Below are 14,221 nucleotides of genomic sequence, written 5' to 3' on the forward strand. Positions count from 1 at the left end.
GAGGTGTCGTATGTCTTCTGCGCGGTTGTTGCCGGGTGGTCCGGTGGCGGAACGGGTGTTGTCGGAGGTCGCCGCGTCGGTGGCGGAGCTGCGTGCGGCGGGGGTGACGCCGGCGCTGGCGACGGTGCTGGTGGGTGACGACGACGCGAGCGCGGGTTATATCCGGATCAAGCAACGGCAGGCGGCGGAGCTGGGTTTCGTGTCGCCGCACGTGCATCTGCCGGCGTCGGCTTCGCAGGCGGATCTGCACGCGGTGCTGGCGGATTTCAACGCGGACACCACGGTGCACGGGGTGCTGGTGCAGTACCCGATTCCGGGTCACCTGGATTACGACCGGGCGTTGGCGGTGCTGGATCCGGACAAAGACGTGGACGGGATGCATCCGGTGAACATGGGCCGGCTGGCGTTGGGGCTGCCGGGTCCGTTGCCGTGTACGCCGGCGGGGATCGAGGCGTTGCTGGCGTTCCACGGTGTGCCGGTGGCGGGCCGTGAGGTGGTGATTCTGGGCCGGGGTGCGACGTTGGGCCGGCCGTTGGCGATGTTGCTGGCGCAGAAGCGGCCGACGGCGAACGCGGCGGTGACTGTGGTGCACACGGGGGTGGCGGACTGGCCGCGGTACACGCGGCGGGCGGAGATCCTGATCGCGGCGGCGGGGGTGCCGGGGATCGTGCGGCCGGAGCATGTGCGTCCGGGTGCGGCGGTGGTCGGTGGTGGTGTCCGGTACGAGGGGCGGCGGTTGCTGCCGGACGTGGACGAGTCGTGTGCGGAGGTGGCGGGTGCGATCACGCCGCGTGTGGGCGGGGTGGGTCCGACGACCGTGGCGATGTTGTTCCGCAACGCGGTGGAGGCGGCGCGGCGGCAGAGCGGTCTGGGGTGAGCGTCAGCCGAGGTCGACGACGAGGGGCCGGTGGTCGGAGATGGTGGCCAGCGGGGTGTGGACGGCGGTGACGGGTGGGAGCCGGTCGAGGCCGTGCCGGTCGGCGAGGATGTGGTCGAGTTGGACGCGGGGTTGCCCGGCCGGGTAGGTGGGGCGGCGGGCCAGGGGCTGCCAGCGGGTGAGCGCGGCGGCGGGTCCGGCGGGCAGGTTGAGGTCGCCGAGCAGGATCCGGGGCGCGGGCAGGGTGCGCAGGACGCGGACGACGCGGCGTAGTTGCCAGACGTTCCAGCCGGGGACGAAGGACAGGTGGGTGGCGGCGACGGTGAGGGGGCCGTGGGGGGTGTCGAGGACGGCGGCGAGCACGACGCGGGGTTCGTCGCGGAGCAGGACGAGTCCGCCGCCGGGGCCGGGTGCGTAGATGGGTGAGCGGACGGGTGCGGCGCGCAGGCGGGTGACCTGCCAGGAGCGGACGGGGTGGCGGCTGATCAGGCCGATGCCGTAGAGGGGTTCGCCGTGGCCGTCGTCGTCGTGGGTGAGGGGGCGGAACTGTTCGCCGGGGGTGCCGACGACGGCGGCGGCGAAGCGGTGGTGGTCGGCGTGCAGGGCGCGGGCGGCGACCGCGGTGAGGTCGAGTTTGCCGCTGCGGGTCTGGTCGCGGTCGACTTCCTGGAGGGCGAGGACGTCGGCGTCGAGGTCGGTGACGGCGGCGGTGAGCCGGTCGGGGTCGACGAGCCCGTCGGTGAGGGAGCGGCCGTGCAGCAGGTTGAAGGTGGCCAGGCGCACCTGGACACCCTACGTCGTCGTGGGAGTCTTGCCGGGTGCTGAAACTGTTGTGCTGTTCGATGCTGGTGTTCGTGGCGGTGGGGTCGGTCGGGGTGTGGTTGCGGCGTCGCCGGGGGCGGTGAGGCTGGCCACAGGGGGCCTCGCCGCTGGTGGCGGCGTGGGCAGAATGCGGCGGTGGATGCGCTGTCGTTGACGACGTTGCTGACCGCTGCCCTTCTGGCCGGGTGGGTGGACGCGGTGGTGGGTGGCGGCGGTCTGTTGTTGTTGCCGGCGTTGCTGGTGGCGGCGCCGGGTGTGCCGGTGGCGACGGCGTTGGGCACGAACAAGCTGGCGGCGATCTTCGGTACGTCGACGGCGGCGGTGACGTACGCGCGGCGGACGAAGCTGGACTGGGCGGTGGCGGGTCCGGCGGCCGGGTTGGCGGTGCTGACGGCGGGGTTGGGTGCGGCGTTGGCGGGTGCGGTGCCGGGTAGCGCGTACCGGCCGGTGGTGCTGGTGGTGCTGGTGGCGGTGGCGGTGTTCGTGCTGGCGCGGCCGTCGCTGGGTGTGGTGGCGTCGCCGCAGCGGCGGACTCCGGCGCGGGTGGTGGTGGCGGTGGCGGTGGCCGGTCTGGGTATCGCCCTGTACGACGGGTTGATCGGGCCGGGTACGGGCACGTTCCTGGTGCTGGCGTTCACGGCGATTCTGGGTTCGGATTTCGTGCACGCGTCGGCGATGGCGAAGGTCGTGAACGCGGGCACGAATCTGGGTGCGCTGGTGGTGTTCGGGTTGACCGGGCACGTGTGGTGGGCGCTCGGTGCGGCGATGGCGGTGTGCAACGTGGTGGGGGCTGCGGTGGGCGCGCGGATGGCGTTGCGGCGGGGTGCGGGGTTCGTGCGGGTGGTGCTGTTGGTGGTGGTGCTGGCGCTGGTGGCCCGGTTGGGTTACGACCAGTGGATGGCTGGCTGATCGCGGTGGCGGTGCGGGCGGAGCACGACCGGGCGGTGCTGGCGGGTCTGCTGGGCCGGGATCCGGTGTTGCACGCGTACCAGTTGGGTGATCTGGACGATTTCTTCTGGCCGTACACGTCGTGGTTCCGGCGTGGCGACCAGGTGGTGTTGCTGTATCACGGGGTGGAGTTGCCGACGTTGCTGGCGTTCGCGGCGCCGGATCGGGTGGCGGATCTGGCCGAGTTGGTGGCGGAGGCGGTGCCGGTGTTGCCGGCGCGGATGTGGGCGCACCTGTCCCCCGGTCTGGAGGCGGTGGTGTCGCGCTGGTTCGTGGTGTCGGAGGCGGCGGCGCATCACCGGATGGCGTTGACGGATCCGGGCCGGCTGGCGGCGGTGCCGGCGGTGGGTGAGCCGTTGGGGCCGGCGGACGCGGCGGAGCTTTCCGGGTTGTACGCGGTGGCGTATCCGGGGAACTGGTTCGACGCGCGGATGCTGGAGACGGGCCAGTACGTGGGGGTTCGGGAGCGTGGCCGGCTGGTGGCGGTGGCGGGGGTGCACGTGTTCTCGCCGCGGTGGCGGGTGGCGGCGCTGGGGAACGTGACGACGCATCCGGACGTGCGGGGGCGGGGTCTGGGTGCGGGTGTGGTGGCGGCGTTGTGCGCCCGGCTGCGCGCGTCGGTGGATCACGTGACGTTGAACGTGCGGGCGGACAACGCCGCGGCGGTGCGGTTGTACGAGCGGCTGGGGTTCTCCCGGGTGGCCGGGTTCACCGAGTGCGCGTTGACGTCAGCGGCCGCGGCTGGGTGAGTCGAACCGGCCGGCGCGGATCTCGCGCAGGGCGCGGCGGCGGGTGTCGCCGCGCAGCGTGTCGACGTAGAGGCGGCCGCGCAGGTGGTCGGTCTCGTGTTGCAGGGCGCGGGCGAGGAAGCCGCTGCCGGTGATGGTGAGCGGTTCGCCGTGCTGGTCGTAGCCGTGTGCGGTGGCGTGCATGGCGCGGGGGGTCGGGAAGTACAGGCCGGGGATGGACAGGCAGCCTTCCTCGTCGTCCTGGAGTTCGTCGGACACCTCCAGGGTGGGGTTGACCATGTGGCCGCGGTGGCCGTCGGCGTCGTAGACGAACACCTGGGCGTTGACGCCGATCTGGGGTGCGGCGACGCCGGCGCGGCCGGGTGCGCCGAGCAGCGTGTCCATCAGGTCGGTGACGAGGGCGCGCAGTTCGGCGTCGAAGCTGGTGACGGGTTCGCTGGGGGTGCGCAGCACGGGGTCGCCGATGATCCGGATGGGGCGCATAGTCATGTCCGGAAGGCTATCCGTTGCTTACCGTTCGCGGGTGTCCGGTGGGGTGTCCAGCAGGCCGGTGTCGGCGATGCGGTCGCGCAGGGGCCGGCGGCGCAGGGCGGCGAGGACCGCGTACAGCTCGTCGGCGAGTGGTACCGGCAGTTCGCTGTCGAGGTGGCGTACGGCGGTGGTGGTGGCGGCCCATTCGGCTTCGACGGCGGGCAGCAGGGCGCGGGCGCGGTCGGTGAGGGTGACGATGCGGTGGCGGGCGTCGGCGCCGGGGCTCAGGTCGACGAGGCCGGCGCGGCGCATCTGGGCGACGGTCTGGCTGGCGGCGGAGTGGGTGACGCCGACGCGGGCGGCGAGGTCGCGGATGGGCAGTGGGCCGTCGGCGACGAGCGCGCGGACGACCGGTGAGTAGCGGGGCCGGTAGTCGGTGAGGCCGAGCCGCTGGTGGACGGCGGCGACGTCGCCGTCGAGGACGTCCAGGACGTGGCGTAGCAGGGTGCCGAGGGCGTCGCGGTGGGGGGCGGTCACGTCCACTAATGTAACAGCGCTGTTGTATCTGACTCGGGGAGGCCGCACATGTATCCACCGATCGAGCCGTACGCCCACGGCATGCTGGATGCCGGGGACGGGCAGCGCGTGTACTGGGAGACGTGCGGCAACCCGGACGGCCTGCCGGCGCTCGTGGTGCACGGTGGACCCGGGTCGGGCGCGGGCGCGTCCTGGCGGCGGCTGTTCGACCCGGCCGCGTACCGGATCGTGCTGTTCGACCAGCGTGGCTGCGGGCGCAGCACTCCCCCGGCGTCGGATCCGGCGACCGACCTGTCGGTGAACACCACCGGGCATCTGCTGGCCGACATGGAGGCGCTGCGCGCGCACCTGGGGATCGACAGGTGGCTGCTGTGCGGCGCGTCGTGGGGGTCGTCGCTTGCCCTGGCGTACGCGCAACGGCACCCGGCTCGGGTGAGCGCGCTGGTGCTGTTCAGCGTGGTCGCCAACACCAGCCGCGAGATCGAGTGGCTGACCCGGGACATGGGCCGGGTCTTCCCGCAGGAGTGGGCGCGGTTCCGCGACGGGGTGCCCGAGGCCGACCGCGACGGTGACCTGTCGGCCGCGTACGCCCGGCTGGTCGCCGACCCGGACCCGGCGGTGCGGGACAAGGCGGCGCGGGACTGGTGCGACTGGGAGGACGTGCACGTGTCCCTGGCCGGCGGGTACGCGCCGAGTCCCCGGTACGCCGACCCGGTGTTCCGGTACGGGTTCACCCGGCTGGTGACGCACTACTTCGCCAACCGGGGTTTCCTGCCCGACGGGCAGCTGCTGCGCGACGCGGGCCGCCTCGCCGGCATTCCGGGGGTCCTGGTGCAGGGCCGGCTGGACGTCAGCGGCCCGCCGGACATCGCCTGGCAGCTGACCCGGGACTGGCCGGACGCGCGGCTGGAGATCGTGGAGTCCGGCGGCCACGGCAGCGGGCACGGCATCGGCGAGCGGGTGGTCGCCGCCCTGGACGAGTTCGCCGCCGGCTGAGGCGTCGCGCGGGCCTTCGCCGCGCGAGCTGCCGGGCCGCCGGGGCCGGGCCGGCGGAGAGCGTGTCAGCCGGCGAGCAGGGCGCGGATCGGGGCGGCCTTGGCGGCTGCCTCCGCGACCTCCGCGGCCGGATCGCTGTCCCAGGTGATGCCGCCCCCGGCCCACAGGTGCAGCAGGTCCCCGTCGGCGGCGGCGGTGCGGATGGTCAGGCCCAGGTCGAGCCGGTCGGGCCCGACCCAGCCGAGCGCGCCCATGCCCGCGCCGCGTCCGACCGGCTCCAGCGCGGCGATGCGCGCCAGGGCGGCGTGTTTGGGCGCGCCGGTGACCGACCCGCCGGGGCACACCGCGCGCAGCAGGTCGGCCAGGCCCAGACCGTCGGCGGGCGCCGCCGACACGGTGGACTCTGCCTGCCACAGGTCACACCAGCGGCGTACGGCGAACAGCTCGTCGACGCGCACCGAGCCGGTGCGGGCGACCCGGGCCAGGTCGTTGCGTTCCAGGTCGACGATCATGACGTGTTCGGCGCGTTCCTTGGCCGAGGCGAGCAGGTCGCGGCGTCCGGCAGGGGTGGCCGGCCGGGTGCCCTTGATCGGGCGGGTGACCAGCCGGCCGCGCTCGACGGCGATGAGGGTCTCCGGGGAGGCGCAGCCCAGCGCCCAGCCGGGGCCGTGCAGGGTGCCGCCGTAGCGGGCGCCGGGTAGCGCGGCGAGGCGGGCCAGCGCGGGCACCGGATCACCGGCGTACGGGGCGGCGGCGTGGCCGACGACGTTGACCTGGTAGACGTCGCCACGGGCGATGGCCTCGCGGACCGCGCCGACGGCGGCGGCGTGCGCGGCCGGGGTCCAGCTGTCCCGCCAGCCTCCGAGCCGCCACGGCGCGGGGGCCGGTGGCCGGGGCGCCGCCGGGCGGTCGGTGTGGTGGTAGACGACCACCACCAGGTCGGGCAGCGCCGGCGCGGGGCTCGGCGCGCCGGGCGACACGCCGATGGCGTACGCGCCGGCGGCGGCGGACAGGTACAGCGCGGCCCCGCACACCCCGGCGCCGGGGTCGTGGCGGCCGGGGCGCGACAGGTCGTCGCGGGTGATGCCGTGCGCGGCGAGGAAGCGTTGTGCAAGGTCGGCGGGGTCGCCGCCGTCGCCGATCGACCAGTGCAGGCGGGCGGTCTCGACGAGCCGGCGGCGGCATCCGGGCGGCGCGCCGGGAACATCGACCTCCACCTGTGGGAGCGCTTCCACGACGTCCGGGCCGTTACGGGTCATCCGTTCAGCCCATTCTGGGTGAACATGACGCATCCTTGCTCGTTGCCGCTCAGTTTTCCTTGGTACTGTGCGTCACTGGTCATGTGAACCATGACACAGTGCCCCCACAGTCCGGAGAACCCGATGTGTCAGCACCAGCCCACCTGCCCCTCCGCCGACGCGACCGACCGCGAGGCCGCCCGCGTCCTTGCCTGCTTCCCTGAGCAGGGCTGGAGCCTGCTCTGCAACGGTGTCATCGTCTTCGAGGACACCGGTGAGCTGCTCCCCGACGGGCGCACCATCGCCCCGCACCGGGGTCCGGCCCGCCACGCCCTCGTCGCCTGAGCGATCACGCAGCGTCAGTGAGCGTACGCGCCGGTCATGACCGTCCGGCGCACCGGCCGGGGCGGCGACAGCCCACCGCCCCGGCGTCAGCCGCTCAGTCCTCGAACGCCTCCGGCGCGGGGCACGAGCACACCAGGTTCCGGTCGCCGTACGCGCCGTCGATGCGCCGCACCGGAGGCCAGTACCGGCCCGCCCGGTCCACACCCGCCGGGTAGGCGCCCACCGACCGCGGGTACGGGTGCGGCCACTCGTCGGCGGACACCATCGCCGCGGTGTGCGGCGCGTTGGACAGCGGGTTGTCCCCCGCCGGCCACTCCCCCGAGCCGACCTTGTCGATCTCCGCCCGGATCGCGATCATCGCGTCGCAGAAGCGGTCCAGCTCGGCCAGGTCCTCGCTCTCGGTCGGCTCCACCATCAGCGTCCCGGCCACCGGGAACGACATCGTCGGCGCGTGGAAGCCGTAGTCGATCAGCCGCTTCGCCACGTCGTCCACGCTCACACCGGTGGCCTTGGTCAGCGGCCGCAGGTCCAGGATGCACTCGTGCGCGACCAGGCCCTTGTTGCCGGCGTACAGCACCGGGAAGTGGTTGCGCAGCCGCGCCGCCACGTAGTTCGCCGCCAGCACCGCCACGCCGGTGGCGCGGGCCAGCCCGTCGGCGCCCATCATCCGCAGGTACGCCCACGGGATCGGCAGGATCCCCGCCGACCCGTGGTTCGCCGCCGAGATCGCCGGCCGCCCGTCGGCGCGCGCACCGAGGGGGTCACCGGGCAGGAACGGCGCCAGGTGTGAGCGCACCGCCACCGGGCCCACACCCGGGCCGCCGCCGCCGTGCGGAATGCAGAACGTCTTGTGCAGGTTCAGGTGCGACACGTCCGCCCCGAACCGGCCCGGCTTGGCGAACCCGACCAGCGCGTTGAGGTTCGCGCCGTCGACGTACACCTGACCGCCCGCGTCGTGGACCTTCGCGCACAACTGGGCGATGCCGGTCTCGTAGACGCCGTGCGTCGACGGGTACGTCACCATGATCGCGGCGAGCGCGTCCCGGTGCTTGTCGATCTTCGCGTCGAGGTCGACCAGGTCGACGTTGCCGTCGGCGTCGCAGCCGACCACCACCACCCGCATGCCGGCCATCACCGCCGACGCGGCGTTGGTGCCGTGCGCCGACGACGGGATCAGGCACACGTCACGGTGACCCTCGCCGCGCTCCCGGTGGTAGGCGCGGATCGCCAGCAGCCCGGCCAGCTCACCCTGCGACCCGGCGTTGGGCTGCACGCTGACCGCGTCGTAGCCGGTCACCTCGGCCAGCCAGCCCTCCAGTTGCGCGATCAGCTCCCGGTACCCGGCGGTCTGCTCGTCCGGCGCGAACGGGTGCAGGTGCGCGAACTCCGGCCAGGTGATCGGCTCCATCTCGGTGGTGGCGTTGAGCTTCATGGTGCACGACCCCAGCGGGATCATGCCGCGGTCCAGCGCGTAGTCGAAGTCGGCCAGGCGGCGCAGGTACCGCAGCATCGCCGTCTCCGAGTGGTGGGTGTGGAACACCGGGTGGGTGAGGAACCCCGACGTGCGGGCCAGCCCGTCCGGCAGGCCCGCGTCGGCGTCGCCGTCGAACCCGTCGACGCCGAACGCCGCCCACACCGCGTGCAGGTGCGCGGGCGTGGTGGTCTCGTCGCAGGAGACGCCGACCCGGTCGGCGTCGACCAGCCGCAGGTTCACGTTGCGCGCCGCCGCCGCGGCCACCACGTCGGCGGCGCGGCCCGGCACGATCGCGGTGACGGTGTCGAAGAACGCGACGTCCGCGACCTCGACGCCGCCGGCGCGCAGCCCGGCCGCGAGCCGCGCCGCCGCCTCGTGGGTACGCCGGGCGATGGCCCGCAGGCCGTCCGGGCCGTGGTAGACGGCGTACATGCCGGCCATCACCGCGAGCAGCACCTGCGCGGTGCAGATGTTGCTCGTCGCCTTCTCCCGCCGGATGTGCTGCTCGCGGGTCTGCAACGCCAGCCGGTACGCCGGGTTGCCGTCGGCGTCGCGGGACACCCCGACCAGCCGGCCCGGCAGCATCCGCTCCAGGCCCGAACGCACCGCCAGGTAACCGGCGTGCGGCCCGCCGAAGCCCATCGGTACGCCGAAGCGCTGCGTGGTGCCCGCGGCGATGTCGGCGCCGATCTCACCCGGCGGGCGCAGCAGCGTCAACGCCAGCAGATCCGCCGCCACCGTCACCAGCGCGCCCACCCCGTGCGCCGCCTCGACCAGGGCGCGGTGGTCCCGGACCGCGCCGGACGCGCCCGGGTACTGCAGGTGCAGGCCGAAGAACTCCGCCGGCAGCTCGTCGCGCTCGACGTCGACCACGCGCACCTCGATGCCGAGCGGCTCGGCGCGGCTGGCGATCACCGCGACGGTCTGCGGCAGCGCGTCGGCGTCGACCACGTACACCGGGCTCTTGCTCCTGGACGCGCGGCGGGCGAGCGTCATCGCCTCGGCCGCGGCGGTGCCCTCGTCGAGCATCGAGGCGTTCGCGGTGACCAGACCGGTCAGGTCGGTGACCATGGTCTGGAAGTTCAGCAGCGCCTCCAGCCGGCCCTGGCTGATCTCCGGCTGGTACGGCGTGTACGCGGTGTACCAGGCCGGGTTCTCCAGCACGTTGCGGCGGATCACCGCCGGGGTGTGCGTGCCGTGGTAGCCCAGGCCGATCATGGACACGGCGACTGTGTTACGCGACGCCAGGGCGCGCAGCTCGGCGATCGCCTCCCGCTCGCTCGCCGGGGCGGGCAGGTCCAGGGTGCCGTGCCAGCGGATCACCTCGGGGATCGCGGCGTCCATCAGCTCGTCGACGGAGCCGTAACCGACGGTGTCCAGCATCCGGCGCTCGTCGTCGCGGCCGGGACCGATGTGCCGGTCGGCGAACTGCTCTGCGGTCATGCGCTGCGCTCCTTGGTGGGGCGAGGTCGACGGGTCGGCCTCCCCCTGAGTCGCGCTGACGCGCTCCACAGCGCCTGCCCACGTGGTCCTTTTGCCTGAGAGGTTCCGGGGAGAATCTGCCCCTTCGGCGCCGTCGGGTAGACGGTCTCTCCCACGTGGGTGGTACCGGCACCCCCAACGCTACCAGCGGGCGTGTTTCCGGCTCATGTCCCGGGGGTTGATCACACCGGCGCCGGCGCCGCCGCCACCCGGTCGGCCAGCGCGCACAGGGTGGCGCCCAGCGGGGCGTCCAGCCGCAGCGCCGCGTAGGTGTCACCGCGGGTGACGCCCCGGTTGACGATCGCCACCGGGATGCCGTGGCGGGCCGCCCGCAGCACGAACCGCCGCCCCGACATCACCGTCAACGACGACCCGAGCACCAGCAGCGCCCGGGCCCGCTCGACGAGCGCGAAACAGTCCGCGACCCGCGGGGCGGGGACCGTCTCACCGAAGAACACCACGTCCGGTTTCAGCATGCCGGCGCCGCAGAGGCCGCAGTCGACGGTGCGGAACCCGGTCACCGCGTCGTCGGGCAGGTCCACGTCGCCGTCGGGGTTGACGCGCGCCACCCGCGCGTCGAAGCCCGGGTTCGCCTCCGACAGGCGCCGGTGCAGCTCGTCGCGGCCGGTGGCGTTGCCGCAGTCCAGGCACGTCACCTCGTCGAGACGGCCGTGCAGCTCGATCACGCCGGTGGCGCCGGCGGCGGTGTGCAGCCCGTCGACGTTCTGGGTGATGATCCCGCCGAGCAGCCCGGCCGCCTGCAACCGGGCCACCGCCCGGTGCCCGTCGTTGGGCGCCGCCCGGGCGATCATCTGCCAGCCCAGGTGGCTGCGCGCCCAGTACCGCCGCCGCGCCAGCGGATCCCGGGTGAACTCCTGGTACGTCATCGGGGTGTGCCGGCGCGCCGCGCCGCTGGGCCCCCGGTAGTCCGGAATGCCCGACTCGGTGGACAGGCCCGCGCCGCTGAGCACCACCACGTCCCCGGCGGCCACCAGCCGTGCCAGTTCCTCGAACGCCTCACTCACCCGTCCATCGTCCCTCGCCGCGCCGCTGACCGCCCCTCCCGCCCGCCCTAGCCCCGTTGATCATGGAGTTGGCGGTGGTGCGGCACGGCGTGTCGTACCGCCAACCTCATGATCGACGAGGCCGGTCGCCCGGCGGGGGCCGGTGTGGCGGGCTAGGTTGAGCGCATGCGCGTCGTCATCGCCGGAGGGCACGGAAAGATCGCCAAACTGCTGGAGCGGGAACTGGCCGGACGCGGAGACACCGCGCTCGGACTGATCCGCAACCCCGACCACGCCGCCGCCCTGCGCGCCGGCGGCGCCGAACCCGTCGTGTGCGACCTGGAACACACCGACGTCGACACCCTCGCCGCCCACCTCGCCGGCGCCGACGCGGTCGTGTTCGCCGCCGGCGCCGGACCCGGCAGCGGCGCCGCCCGCAAGGACACCGTCGACCGGGGCGCCGCCGTGCTCCTCGCCGACGCCGCCGTCCAGGCCGGGGTACGCCGCTACCTGCTGGTTTCCTCCATGGGCGTGGACGCCGCGCCCGCCGACGGCACCGACGACGTGTGGGCGGCGTACCTGCGGGCCAAGAAGGCCGCCGAGGACGACGTCACCGCACGGGACCTCGACGTGACGGTGCTGCGGCCCGGCCGCCTCACCGACGACGAACCCGCGGGCCGGATCACCCTGGCCCGGCACGCCGAACCCGGCGCGATCAGCCGCGCCGACGTGGCCCGGGTCCTGCTCGCCCTGCTGTACGCCCCGGCCACCGCCGGGCACACCCTGGAACTCGTCGGCGGAGACAGCCCCATCGCCGAGGCGATCGACGCCGTCACCGCCTGACCCACCGCGTACGTCCCGGCCCGCCCGCCGCGGCGGACCGGGACGCCGGTCAACGCTGGTGGCGGGACAACGCCGGCTGCGGCGGGCCCCCGCCGCCCTGCGGCAGCTCCCGGGCGATCCGCTCCATCGTGCGCGACAACTGCTCACTGCCGTCGTCGAGGTGCCGGGCCGCCGCCTGCATGTGCGAGATCATCATCTCGCCGAAGATCCGCAACGCCTCGCGCGTGGCCACCGAGTCGTCGAAGCCGCTCCCGGCCGCGCTGCGGTACTCCGTCACCGCCCGCTCGGCCTCCCGCTTCGCCTCCTCCGCCGCCGCCCGCATGTAACTCTCGTACTGGGTACGGGCGTACTCGGCGACCCGGCGCGCGTAGTCGTGGGCCTGCGCGATGATCTGCTCGGCCTCCCGCTGCGCCGCCGACAACAGGTTGACCTCCTTCGCCGCCGGCGTCACCGCCTCGGTACTCGGGATCACCCCGTGCCGGTGCAGCTCCAGATGGTCGTTGAGCCGCTCGTTCTCCGCCCGCAGGTTCGCCACCTGCGCCGCCAGCAGATCCAGCTCGTCGGCCACCTGCAACCGGAACCGGTCCACATCGGTCTGGTCGTAGCCGCGCCGGGTGAACGCCGCCGACCCGAACTCCCACCGCCGGACCCGGTCCGAGGTCAACCGCACCTGCACCGGACCGGACACCTGCTGCGCGTCGTAACTGCTGATCGGACCCGCGCTCACCGGCCCACCTCCGTTGCTTGCAGCCCGTCCGCGCCGGTCATCGTCCGCCACGCCGGGCCGTACCAGTGCTTGCCGTAACCCTCGTGATGCACCTGACCCGGCTGGTAACCGGCACCGGTCAACGCCGCCACCGACTGACCCACCATCTCGTCGGAGCCGCACACGTACACGTGCCGCGACCGCCAGTCCCCGTCGGCCAGCACCCGGTCGACGATGCGCACCGACTCGCCCGGCCGGGCCGGATCCGCACCGGCCACGTACGACACCCGCAGCCACGGATGCGTCGCCGCCAACTTGTCGATCGCCTCGCTGTCGTAGAACTCCGTCCGCGAACGGGCCCCCACGTACAGGTCCACCCGCCGGCCCGAACCCTCCGCCGCGACCTGCTCCACGAGCGCCTTCACCGGCGCCCAGCCGGTCCCACCGGCCAGCAGCAGCAGATCCGACGACCCGGCCTGCCACAACGTCAACCGGTCACCCACCGGCGACGCCAGATGGATCTGGTCACCGGCCGCGCACCCGTACACCAGACGCGACGACACCACACCACCCGGCGCGGCCCGCACGTGCAACTCCACAGTGCCGTCCGGACGCGGCGCGTTCGCCGGCGAGTAGTACCGCCACGACCGCACCGCCGGATGCGACACCCCGATCGACTGACCGGGCGCGAACGGCAACAGATACTGCGGGCGTACCGTCAGCACCGCCACGTCGAACGTGCGCTGCTCGTGCGTCAGCACCTCCGCCACCCACCACGGCGGCGACTGCGCCTCCGCGGCCTGCGCGCCCTCGATCATCACCTGCGCCACGAGCCCGTACGCCGCGGCCCAGTCCGCGGCCAGCTCCTCGGTCCACGCCTCACCGCAGAAGTGCCGCAACGTCGCCAGCAGCGCCTCACCGACCGCCGGGTAGTGCTCGGCGCGCACCGCGAACTTCCGGTGATCCGCGCCGAGATCCCGCAGGAACCCGACCAGCCGGTCCACCTGGTCCACGTGGGACACCACATGCCCCAGCGCCGCCACCAGACGGTCCCGCTGCCCGGCCATGTTCGTGGGGAACATCTGCCGGGTCTCCGGATGCGCCAGGAACAGCGTCGAATAGAAGTAGAGCGGCACCTGGTCGCCGTGCGCGGCGACCAGGGACCAGCTCTGCTTGAGCCGTGCGACGTCCACGCTCAGGCGTCCCCCGCCGACACGACCTGCTCCCGCACCTGCCCGAGCACGACCTGCACGTCGGCGATCACGTCCGCCGGCACACCCAGCTCGACGAGCGTCGCCGTCAGGTGCTCACCGACCTTCGCGTAGTGCCCACCGGTGATGTTCAGCGGCTGATGCGCCTCGGCCAGCCCACGACCCGCGTACTCGTTCGGGCCACCGAGCACCACCGCCAGCATCAGCGCCAGGTGCCGCCGCTGCTCCACCATGTCCACGTCGGCGAAGTAGCCGGCCAGATCCGGATCGGCCAGCACCTTGTCGTAGAACAGCTCCACCGCGGCCTTCACCGCGGCCGCGCCGCCGATGCGCTCGTAGTGGGAGATCGGGGTGGCCTCGCTCGTCACCGTCATGCTCGGTCCTTCCAGCAGGGGTCCGCGGGCAGCGCCGCGGCAGGGGCTCGCCGTCCGGCGCGGCGTCACACAGCGTTCCGCCGTGACGTCGACACGCCGACGACCGGAACGGACCATAGCGCGCCCGCCACGACACTTCACGCC

15 protein-coding genes and 1 riboswitch are annotated in these 14,221 nt (G+C 73.6%); of the genes, 6 read left to right on the forward strand and 9 right to left on the reverse strand.

Annotation, left to right across the window (positions count from 1 at the left end; translation table 11 throughout):
- Positions 1-10: 10 nt before the first annotated feature.
- Positions 11-877, forward strand: coding sequence for a bifunctional 5,10-methylenetetrahydrofolate dehydrogenase/5,10-methenyltetrahydrofolate cyclohydrolase (locus ACN27D_RS32105; protein WP_421500791.1), 867 nt, complete (start codon positions 11-13; stop codon positions 875-877).
- Positions 878-880: 3 nt separating this feature from the next.
- On the opposite strand, the gene ACN27D_RS32110 is transcribed toward ACN27D_RS32105, so the two are convergent.
- Positions 881-1,660 (reverse strand): endonuclease/exonuclease/phosphatase family protein, encoded by a 780-nt coding sequence (locus tag ACN27D_RS32110; protein WP_120569873.1) that lies wholly within the window; start codon positions 1,658-1,660, stop codon positions 881-883.
- Between the two features lie 174 nt (positions 1,661-1,834).
- Between ACN27D_RS32110 and ACN27D_RS32115 the strand changes: the two genes are divergently transcribed.
- Both ACN27D_RS32115 and ACN27D_RS32120 read left to right on the forward strand, forming a co-directional pair.
- On the forward strand, positions 1,835-2,608 hold the full coding sequence (locus ACN27D_RS32115) for a sulfite exporter TauE/SafE family protein (protein ID WP_308212782.1): 774 nt from the start codon (positions 1,835-1,837) through the stop codon (positions 2,606-2,608).
- On the forward strand, positions 2,593-3,396 hold the full coding sequence (locus ACN27D_RS32120; protein WP_421500792.1) for a GNAT family N-acetyltransferase: 804 nt from the start codon (positions 2,593-2,595) through the stop codon (positions 3,394-3,396). Before ACN27D_RS32115 ends, ACN27D_RS32120 begins: the two co-directional genes overlap by 16 nt.
- On the opposite strand, the gene def is transcribed toward ACN27D_RS32120, so the two are convergent.
- Both def and ACN27D_RS32130 read right to left on the reverse strand, forming a co-directional pair.
- On the reverse strand, positions 3,376-3,885 hold the full coding sequence (gene def, locus ACN27D_RS32125; protein WP_120569871.1) for a peptide deformylase: 510 nt from the start codon (positions 3,883-3,885) through the stop codon (positions 3,376-3,378). The two genes, ACN27D_RS32120 and def, sit on opposite strands and share 21 nt — an antisense overlap.
- Positions 3,886-3,906: 21 nt before the next feature.
- Entirely contained in the window at positions 3,907-4,404 is a 498-nt protein-coding gene (locus ACN27D_RS32130) for a MarR family winged helix-turn-helix transcriptional regulator (protein WP_421500793.1), read from the reverse strand.
- A 48-nt stretch (positions 4,405-4,452) separates the two neighbouring features.
- Between ACN27D_RS32130 and pip the strand changes: the two genes are divergently transcribed.
- A complete protein-coding gene (gene pip, locus ACN27D_RS32135) occupies positions 4,453-5,400 on the forward strand; it encodes a prolyl aminopeptidase (protein WP_421500794.1) in 948 nt (315 codons plus the stop codon).
- 65 nt (positions 5,401-5,465) lie between these two features.
- Here pip and ACN27D_RS32140 read toward each other — a convergent pair whose 3' ends face one another.
- On the reverse strand, positions 5,466-6,659 hold the full coding sequence (locus ACN27D_RS32140) for a chorismate-binding protein (RefSeq protein WP_421500795.1): 1,194 nt from the start codon (positions 6,657-6,659) through the stop codon (positions 5,466-5,468).
- 123 nt (positions 6,660-6,782) lie between these two features.
- On the opposite strand from ACN27D_RS32140, the gene ACN27D_RS32145 reads away from it, so the two are divergent.
- Positions 6,783-6,983, forward strand: a complete 201-nt coding sequence (locus tag ACN27D_RS32145) for a DUF5999 family protein (RefSeq protein ID WP_013286363.1) — start codon at positions 6,783-6,785, stop codon at positions 6,981-6,983.
- Positions 6,984-7,077: 94 nt separating this feature from the next.
- On the opposite strand, the gene gcvP is transcribed toward ACN27D_RS32145, so the two are convergent.
- Together gcvP and ACN27D_RS32155 are read right to left on the reverse strand one after the other, a co-directional pair.
- Positions 7,078-9,900: an aminomethyl-transferring glycine dehydrogenase gene (gene gcvP / locus ACN27D_RS32150; RefSeq protein WP_421500796.1), complete on the reverse strand. Its 2,823-nt coding sequence runs from the start codon at positions 9,898-9,900 to the stop codon at positions 7,078-7,080.
- A 73-nt stretch (positions 9,901-9,973) separates the two neighbouring features.
- Positions 9,974-10,064: riboswitch (glycine riboswitch) on the reverse strand.
- Between the two features lie 57 nt (positions 10,065-10,121).
- Positions 10,122-10,964 carry an NAD-dependent protein deacetylase gene (locus ACN27D_RS32155; protein WP_421500797.1) on the reverse strand — a complete coding sequence of 281 codons (843 nt, stop codon included), beginning with the start codon at positions 10,962-10,964 and terminating at the stop codon, positions 10,122-10,124.
- Between the two features lie 165 nt (positions 10,965-11,129).
- Between ACN27D_RS32155 and ACN27D_RS32160 the strand changes: the two genes are divergently transcribed.
- A complete protein-coding gene (locus ACN27D_RS32160; RefSeq protein WP_421500798.1) occupies positions 11,130-11,786 on the forward strand; it encodes an NAD(P)H-binding protein in 657 nt (218 codons plus the stop codon).
- 49 nt (positions 11,787-11,835) lie between these two features.
- Here the strand turns inward: ACN27D_RS32160 and ACN27D_RS32165 are convergent, their stop codons facing one another.
- From ACN27D_RS32165 to ACN27D_RS32175, 3 genes are read right to left on the reverse strand one after another with little or no spacing between them, the layout of a single operon-like run.
- Positions 11,836-12,513 carry a DivIVA domain-containing protein gene (locus ACN27D_RS32165; RefSeq protein WP_421500799.1) on the reverse strand — a complete coding sequence of 226 codons (678 nt, stop codon included), beginning with the start codon at positions 12,511-12,513 and terminating at the stop codon, positions 11,836-11,838.
- Entirely contained in the window at positions 12,510-13,685 is a 1,176-nt protein-coding gene (locus tag ACN27D_RS32170; RefSeq protein ID WP_421500800.1) for a globin domain-containing protein, read from the reverse strand. The genes ACN27D_RS32165 and ACN27D_RS32170 overlap by 4 nt, the downstream gene beginning before the upstream one ends.
- Positions 13,686-13,687: 2 nt before the next feature.
- Complete coding sequence (locus ACN27D_RS32175) at positions 13,688-14,077, reverse strand: group I truncated hemoglobin (protein ID WP_421500801.1); 390 nt, start codon at positions 14,075-14,077, stop codon at positions 13,688-13,690.
- Positions 14,078-14,221 lie beyond the last annotated feature (144 nt).

The organism is Micromonospora sp. WMMD1274 (genome assembly GCF_049179035.1).
GTDB lineage: Bacteria > Actinomycetota > Actinomycetes > Mycobacteriales > Micromonosporaceae > Micromonospora > Micromonospora tulbaghiae.

What these genes read in the sequence shown, in the direction of transcription:
- ACN27D_RS32105 (WP_421500791.1), top strand. Translation starts at nt 11, where the DNA reads ATGTCTTCTGCGCGGTTGTTGCCGGGTGGTCCGGTGGCGGAACGGGTG.
- def (WP_120569871.1), bottom strand. Translation starts at nt 3,885, where the DNA reads ATGACTATGCGCCCCATCCGGATCATCGGCGACCCCGTGCTGCGCACC.
- pip (WP_421500794.1), top strand. Translation starts at nt 4,453, where the DNA reads ATGTATCCACCGATCGAGCCGTACGCCCACGGCATGCTGGATGCCGGG.
- ACN27D_RS32140 (WP_421500795.1), bottom strand. Translation starts at nt 6,659, where the DNA reads ATGACCCGTAACGGCCCGGACGTCGTGGAAGCGCTCCCACAGGTGGAG.
- ACN27D_RS32145 (WP_013286363.1), top strand. Translation starts at nt 6,783, where the DNA reads ATGTGTCAGCACCAGCCCACCTGCCCCTCCGCCGACGCGACCGACCGC.
- gcvP (WP_421500796.1), bottom strand. Translation starts at nt 9,900, where the DNA reads ATGACCGCAGAGCAGTTCGCCGACCGGCACATCGGTCCCGGCCGCGAC.
- ACN27D_RS32160 (WP_421500798.1), top strand. Translation starts at nt 11,130, where the DNA reads ATGCGCGTCGTCATCGCCGGAGGGCACGGAAAGATCGCCAAACTGCTG.
- ACN27D_RS32175 (WP_421500801.1), bottom strand. Translation starts at nt 14,077, where the DNA reads ATGACGGTGACGAGCGAGGCCACCCCGATCTCCCACTACGAGCGCATC.